The sequence below is a fragment of the Thiolapillus sp. genome (assembly GCF_048562965.1).
GTDB lineage: Bacteria > Pseudomonadota > Gammaproteobacteria > Chromatiales > Chromatiaceae > Thiolapillus > Thiolapillus brandeum_A.
On the sequence record NZ_JBHNMF010001352.1, the window covers coordinates 1 to 682 of the forward strand.

At 54.3% G+C, this 682-nt stretch carries 2 protein-coding genes; one reads left to right on the forward strand and one right to left on the reverse strand.

Translation table 11 applies throughout. The annotated features are described in order from the left end of the window. The first annotated feature begins 116 nt into the window (after nucleotides 1–116). Nucleotides 117–260, forward strand: coding sequence for a hypothetical protein (locus ACOCD2_RS24260; RefSeq protein ID WP_293653732.1), 144 nt, complete (start codon nucleotides 117–119; stop codon nucleotides 258–260). Between the two features lie 162 nt (nucleotides 261–422). On the opposite strand, the gene ACOCD2_RS24265 is transcribed toward ACOCD2_RS24260, so the two are convergent. Continuing rightward, nucleotides 423–682 (reverse strand): tyrosine-type recombinase/integrase (locus ACOCD2_RS24265; protein ID WP_419609324.1); only part of this gene is annotated, 260 nt, incomplete at its 5' end.

Sequence of the window (682 nt, forward strand, 5' to 3'; positions counted from 1 at the left end):
GGAAACATGAAAAACCTTCTTTTGCACATATTGTTTCCCCTAGCAGGCTGTTGAAAAACACCCAAATCTGAGAAAATATCGCCAAGACAAGCGTGTCTTCGGCCTCGTGATAGATTTTGGGGCATCCCAGCCCCAAAATCAACTCGGCCTTTGACAACCTATTTCTGCCCCAGCCGTCCTGGTCACCAAGCACTACGCAACAACTTCGCAAGCTCGTTGCTGCTCCGTACTTGCCTCCCAATGACTGGACGCCGCGTTAGGATGCCTACTTTGCTTCCCCTCTGGCGCTATGCGCACGACGGGTAAGCAGTGCGGCCTCGCGGCTACTGGGGGACTACCAGCCTTCGCTTCGCTCTCCATGGCTGGCAGCGAATGTCAATAATGGTTAACGTAGAAGCGCTTGTCGGAACAAGTAGGCCAACTCATAACAGCTTCCCCGCATCTGAGGTCAACAAATCCTCGGCCTCCACATACCCCATAAACACCTTGACGCTCTTGTGGTCAGTCATCGCCATGACTTGCTTGACGTTCACCCCGTCACGTACGGCCTGGGTCGCGAATCCGGACCGTAGGCTATGGGGGGTGATCTTGCCCTCGATACCTGCCTTATCAGCAAGCTTCCTGATCTGCTGCCAGAACCAGGATGTGGAAACCCCCTTTTGGAGGTATTCCCGCGTCTCCA